Source organism: Alkalihalobacillus alcalophilus ATCC 27647 = CGMCC 1.3604 (assembly GCF_000292245.2).
Taxonomy (GTDB): Bacteria; Bacillota; Bacilli; order Bacillales; family Bacillaceae_D; genus Alkalihalobacillus; species Alkalihalobacillus alcalophilus.
On sequence record NZ_ALPT02000047.1, the window covers coordinates 26,822 to 32,937 of the forward strand.

The following is a 6,116-nucleotide window of genomic DNA, read 5'->3' on the forward strand; positions in this document are numbered from 1 at the left end:
GATGCTTCATTAATCTTGATTAAAATAAATAAAAGCTACGGCTCTTTTATAAGGACATCCCCTTATAGAAGAGTCTTTTTGGTATGTAAGTAGATTTGATTAGTGTGGCGGAATTTTTAGAGATTAAAATCGAAAAATAAATGCACTGAATTAATATTTTAATTTTTGGTTATATAATGTAAAATAAAAATATAAAAGTTTAGAAAATTTCGTTTATAATTTATCATTTCCCGACAGAAGACTCCCTCTTCCATCGTGTGAAGGGAGAAGCCCAACGATAAGGGGGAGATGAATGGCGGTTGGCGGTAGCCAAAGAGATTCTTGTTAGGGTATAATAAGAACATACATTCCTATTTGATGTGAAAACAATGCTCATCAACAAAGCGTACAAATTTCGTCTCTACCCAACCAAAGAACAGGAAACCTTCATTGCTAAAACCATCGGATGTAGCCGTTTCGTATTCAATCGCTTTTTAGGGCAATGGAACGATACCTACCAAGAAACAGGCAAAGGATTAACGTATTCTGCTTGTTCGGCCCAATTAACCCAACTAAAAAAGGAATTCGTATGGCTAAAAGAAGTGGACAGCATTGCCCTTCAATCCTCCCTGAAAAATCTTGCCGATTCCTTTACTCGATTCTTCAAGAAACAAAATAAAGCGCCACGCTTCAAATCAAAAAAGAATCAGGTACAATCCTACACCACGAAAGAAACAAATAGCAACATTGCCATAGTAGACAACAAAATTAAATTGCCGAAACTGGGTCTTGTTCGCTTGGCCAAAAGTCGTGAGGTTGAAGGACGTATTTTGAGCGCTACAGTCAGACGAAATCCAAGCGGAAAGTTCTTTGTATCCATTCTAGTTGAAACAGACGTACAGCCCTTGAAGAAAACGGATTCATCTATTGGTATAGATTTAGGCATCACGGACTTTGCGGTTTTTTCGGATGGTCACAAGGTGGACAATCATACGTTCACAGCCAAAATGGAAAAGAAATTAAGACGTGAACAGCGAAAACTTTCAAGACGTGCGTTACAGGCCAAAAATAAGGGTATTCATCTATTTGATGCCCAAAACTATCAGAAGCAAAAACGCAAAGTGGCTAGATTGCACGAAAGAGTCAGGAATCAACGTGACGATTTCCTTCACAAACTAAGTACAGACATCATCAAAAACCACGATGTGATCTGTATCGAAGATTTGAACACCAAAGGAATGTTACGCAATCATAAATTAGCCAAATCGATCTCGGATGTATCCTGGTCTGCCTTTGTATCAAAATTAGAATACAAAGCGAAATGGTACGGGAAAACCATTGTGAAAATAAGCAGGTGGTATCCATCTAGTCAAATCTGTTCCGAATGTGGACATCAAGAGGGCAAGAAATCTCTTGAAATAAGGGATTGGACGTGTCCTATTTGTCATAAACATCACGATAGAGATATCAATGCCAGCCGAAATATTCTAGCCGAAGGGGTAAGAACCCTCGACTTGGCTTAAACAACATACAGAACCGTAGGAATCGACGGGGATAGCTTGGTCCATAAGAGAAACCTCTGTTGGCAAAGAAATGCGCTGGCAAGTACGCTCTGTTCCCAAGAATCTCCCACTTCAAGCGTTAGCTAAGTGGCGAGTTGTTCAAAAATGAGAATTTAAAAACGAAATTATAGTATGAAAAAAAGTGAATGGGACCTCTTCGTTTTATGGCGGAACAAAGCACAAATCTCTAATTTAAGTTTAGTAAACAGTAAGAGTTATTTGAAAGGAGAGGTTATCAGTGGATAAAAAAAGTTTAGTTATAGTGGGTGCTCATTGTGGGGATGGAGAAATTCAAGCGGGGGCGATTGCTCACAAGTATGCGAAAAATGGATGGAACGTTACTTTTTTACATTTAACTGCCGGTGAGAAAGGAAACCCGCCACATCTCTCAGTGGAAGAGTATCGAAAACAGAAAATCGAAGAAGCCGAAAAAGTGGCTGGAATTTTAGGAGGGAAAAGCATCACATTGGAATATAAAGATGCGGAATTAACCTTTAATGATGACATTATCACCGATGTAGCAACACTTATGCGTCAATTAAGACCAGATGTTGTGATCACACATTGGGAAAATAGCATTCATCCTGATCATAGCCTCTGCCAAAGAATTGTCGAAGCTGCTCAGTTAAAAGCAGGCCTTCAAGGGTTTGATTTAGACGGCTTAAACCCACATTATTATCCGTATTACCATAGTGAAAATTGGGAGGACATGGAGGGATATGAACCAGACATCTTTGTTGATGTAACAGAAGAATTTGAGACTTATTTAGAAGCCTTGTCTAATTATTGGTTTATTATGAATTCAGCTTCTTTCCGATATTTTGATTATTATAAAGCCCTTGGTACGGTTAGAGGATGCTTGAACCGAACCGAGTATGCTCAAACATTAAAAACTCCAACAGGTAGAAATGTTAGAAAAGGTAAATTTATTCCAGGGTTTGAACTTTAAATTTTTTAAGGTGAGAGGAATTAGAGTTGTCCTTGGGAAAGTTGATTTTGATGAATTTCTTTCCGAGGGTGTGTTTTGAAAGGGAGGAATAGGTATGAAGCTTGGGTTAGATGTTTTTATAGAAAAAGATTATAACAATTTTAAAGGGAAGCGGCTTGGCCTAGTCACGAATATGACAGGAGTAAATGAAAAGTTGCAGCCGGCGATTGATCTTTTTTATGACCATTCAGAGATTGACCTTGTCGCCCTTTATGGGCCAGAGCATGGGATAAGAGGGGATGCAAAAGAAGGAGAAATCGTCAACTCTTTTACCGACCCTTATACTAATTTACCAGTGTATAGCTTATATGGGCAAACGAAAAAACCAACAAAAGAAATGTTAGAACATGTTGATGTGATTGTTTTTGATTTACAAGACATCGGGTCAAGATACTATACCTTTATTTATACGATGGCTTATATGATGGAAGCTTGTGCGGAGAATAACATCGATTTTGTTGTACTTGATCGCCCAAATCCAATTTCAGGTTATCAAATGGAAGGAAATTTGGTCGAAGAGAGTATTCGTTCATTTGTTGGGATGCTACCGATTCCGAATCGACATGGGTTGACAGTTGGAGAACTGGCTTTATTGTTTAAGCATGAATTTGGTTATGACTGTGACTTAACGGTTATTCCGATGTTAGGTTGGAAGCGCCATATGTATTTTGAAGATACTGGTTTAATTTGGGTACCACCTTCCCCTAATACAACTTCAATCGATATGGCTTTGCTTTATCCAGGGACTTGTTTTATAGAAGGGACAAATTTGTCAGAAGGAAGAGGAACAACTAAACCTTTTGAATATATCGGAGCTCCATTTATTGATGGCAACTTATTAGCGAAAAGGTTTAATGAGAAGCAAATAACAGGGGTTTTGGCTAGGCCAACCTCTTTTATCCCAACGTATTCTAAGCATAAGGATACGATTTGTGGAGGAATTCAGCTGCACGTCATAGAGCGAGCAAAAATAAAGCCGGTTGAAATGGGCTTACAGTTAATTGAAACCATTTATGAGTTATATCCAAATGATTTTTCTTTTATTGAAAATAAAAATGGCAAGTATTTTTTTGATTTATTAGCAGGGACTAAAACGTTAAGACATTTAATAATAAAAGGCGGTTTAGAGGGATTTTTAGAACGTAATCAAATAGAAGTAGAGAGCTTTAAGAAACAAGCAGAACCGTATCTTTTATATGTTTAAAAAAGGATGATGGATGTTTTATTAAATAAAGGAAGTGAAGAGCATGATTTCATTTAGATATTATCAATCAGGTGATGAAAGAAAAATTGTGGAGCTATGGAATGAAACGTTGGGAGCCGATCCTATTACGATAAAGAGGTTTCGGAATTTAGTGTTATTAGATGCTAATTTTGATCCGGTTGGCCTAAGGGTGGCTTTTGAACAAGACCGTCTTGTTGGAGTTGTTTATGCAGTTAGAAGATTGTTACCAATGCTTGGAACCAATTTAGAACAAGACAATGGCTGGATTCCTTTCTTTTTTGTTGATAAGAAAGCTCAAAATAATGGAGTTGCCACACAACTGATGAAAGAAGCCGAAAAGTTTTTAAAAAATGAAGGAAGAAAGACGGTCTTTTTTGCTTCATACGCTCCTAATTATATTTTGCCAGGGATTGATGAGGAAGCTTACCCAGGTGCTTATCAATTTTTACAAAAGCAAGGTTTCCAAAAGCTCTATTCCCCAGTGGCGATGGATCGAAGCTTAGTCGGTTTTAAACAAACTGAGGAAATGAAGGAGCTAAAAAGGTTAAGAGAAGAAGAAGGCTATACATTCGCCCAAGCAGAGGATAAGGATTTATATGAAGTGATTCAATTCGCCAATCAAAAGTTTAATCCTGATTGGGGACGGGCGATTCGAGAAGGCGTCTTACAAGGATTACCGTTGGAACGCATTTTAGTGGCACGATATGAGCAGGAAGTTGTCGGTTTTTGTATTTATGGTGGATATGAAGGCATACCAGAACGGTTTGGTCCATTCGGTGTTGATGAAGGTCAACAAGGGAAAGGGCTCGGGAAACTTCTCTTGCATGAATGTTTAACGATGATGAGGGCAGAAGGACTTCATAGTGCTTGGTTTTTGTGGACAGGTGAAAAGAGTGCAGCCGGTTATTTATATAAAAAAACGGGATTTGAAATCACGCGAAGGTTTCATGTTATGAAAAAAGAGCTCTAACCAATTTAGTGAATAGAAGATGGGCAACTTCTGTTGGAAAATTAACTGGGTAGATGGTCAAAAGTGGATGAACATCAAAGTCGGTGGTGTACCCGTTGAAGCGATGGAGCTTTTTCCAGAAGGTGGCCATATTATTGATATTCCACATAATTTATCAGAAGAAAAAAGATTATTGGCTTTTGCTTCGATTGTTGCGATTCATTCCTTTTACGGACTTAATGAATAACATACATATTGATGTGATTGTCGTGAAACACTAACAAAAAAAGAGGGAGAATGATGAGTAGTGAAACGGAAAATCGCGATCCTTATGATCGTTTTTGTTAGTGCGACCTGTCACTTTGCGTTAAATACATTAGCTGCTAGTGACCAGACGTATAATTGGAGCTATATTCCGACAAAGGATAATAAGCCGGTTTCAACTGAGCCTGAGTATCAGGAGTTATTAAATAAAACCGGTGGAATTTTTATCGGCAATACTGAAAAAAAGGATCTCTACCTTACTTTTGATAATGGTTATGAGAATGGTTATACGGAGCAAGTACTTAATGTTTTAAAGGAAAAAGGAGTTCCTGCGACTTTTTTTGTGACCGGACATTATTTAGAAACAGCAGCTGATTTAGTCAATCGGATGGTCGACGAAGGTCATATTGTTGGGAATCATTCATGGCATCATCCAAGTTTGCCAGAAGTCGGTGATGGAAAACTGATTGAGGAGCTAGATAAAGTGAAAAAGAGGTTTACCGAATTAACGGGAGTAAATGAAATGAATTATTTGCGCCCCCCACGTGGAGAGTTTAGTGAGCGGTCTTTGGTTCTTTCCAATAAGCTTGGTTACACAAATGTTTTTTGGTCGCTTGCTTATAAAGATTGGGATGTGGACAATCAAAAAGGTGGAGATTATGCCTACAAGCAAATTATGAAAAGAATTCACCCTGGTTCCATCATGCTTATTCATTCTGTATCCTCTGACAATGCTGAAGCACTACCACGAGTCATTGATGAGGCACGCAAATTAGGATATGAATTTAAAAGTCTAGATGATTTAATGTTTGAAAGACAAATGGAACAATTGCCCTTCCCATAAGAAATTATCGAGGAAAAAACTCAAGCGACATTTGGTGCTTGAGTTTTTTTACTTTGAAAAGATGGTAGTGAAAGGGAAGTTAAAGTATTAAAAGTGCTCATTGTAGACAAAAAGCCGAATGAAGCCGTAAGCCGATGAAAAAGAGCGGCAAAGGGAATCAAAGAAGGTCAATGAAACCCAAAGCCAGCAAATAAAAGCCGCAAAGGGAATCAAAGAAGGTCAATGAAACCCAAAGCCAGCAAATAAAAGCGGGAAAGGGAATCATAGAACCGCAATGATGTCAAAAGCTATTGAATAAAAACCAG

The 6,116-nt window shown here is 38.1% G+C and carries 6 protein-coding genes; all 6 read left to right on the forward strand.

Going from position 1 to position 6,116, the window contains the following annotated elements:
• The first annotated feature begins 368 nt into the window (after nucleotides 1-368).
• The 6 genes from tnpB to pdaA all read left to right on the forward strand — a co-directional run bounded on the left by tnpB (nucleotide 369) and on the right by pdaA (nucleotide 5,811).
• The gene (gene tnpB / locus BALCAV_RS13320) at nucleotides 369-1,502 is read left to right on the forward strand and encodes an IS200/IS605 family element RNA-guided endonuclease TnpB (RefSeq protein WP_040324003.1); all 1,134 of its coding nucleotides are present in this window, start codon (nucleotides 369-371) and stop codon (nucleotides 1,500-1,502) included.
• A gap of 277 nt (nucleotides 1,503-1,779) precedes the next feature.
• Complete coding sequence (locus BALCAV_RS13325; RefSeq protein WP_003324799.1) at nucleotides 1,780-2,490, forward strand: PIG-L deacetylase family protein; 711 nt, start codon at nucleotides 1,780-1,782, stop codon at nucleotides 2,488-2,490.
• A gap of 94 nt (nucleotides 2,491-2,584) precedes the next feature.
• The gene (locus BALCAV_RS13330) at nucleotides 2,585-3,733 is read left to right on the forward strand and encodes an exo-beta-N-acetylmuramidase NamZ family protein (RefSeq protein WP_003324800.1); all 1,149 of its coding nucleotides are present in this window, start codon (nucleotides 2,585-2,587) and stop codon (nucleotides 3,731-3,733) included.
• 43 nt (nucleotides 3,734-3,776) lie between these two features.
• A complete protein-coding gene (locus BALCAV_RS13335; RefSeq protein WP_003324801.1) occupies nucleotides 3,777-4,724 on the forward strand; it encodes a GNAT family N-acetyltransferase in 948 nt (315 codons plus the stop codon).
• A gap of 67 nt (nucleotides 4,725-4,791) precedes the next feature.
• Nucleotides 4,792-4,950, forward strand: coding sequence for a hypothetical protein (locus BALCAV_RS22345; RefSeq protein WP_160173417.1), 159 nt, complete (start codon nucleotides 4,792-4,794; stop codon nucleotides 4,948-4,950).
• Between the two features lie 84 nt (nucleotides 4,951-5,034).
• Nucleotides 5,035-5,811 (forward strand): delta-lactam-biosynthetic de-N-acetylase, encoded by a 777-nt coding sequence (gene pdaA / locus BALCAV_RS13345; RefSeq protein ID WP_052044384.1) that lies wholly within the window; start codon nucleotides 5,035-5,037, stop codon nucleotides 5,809-5,811.
• The last annotated feature ends 305 nt before the right edge of the window (nucleotides 5,812-6,116 follow it).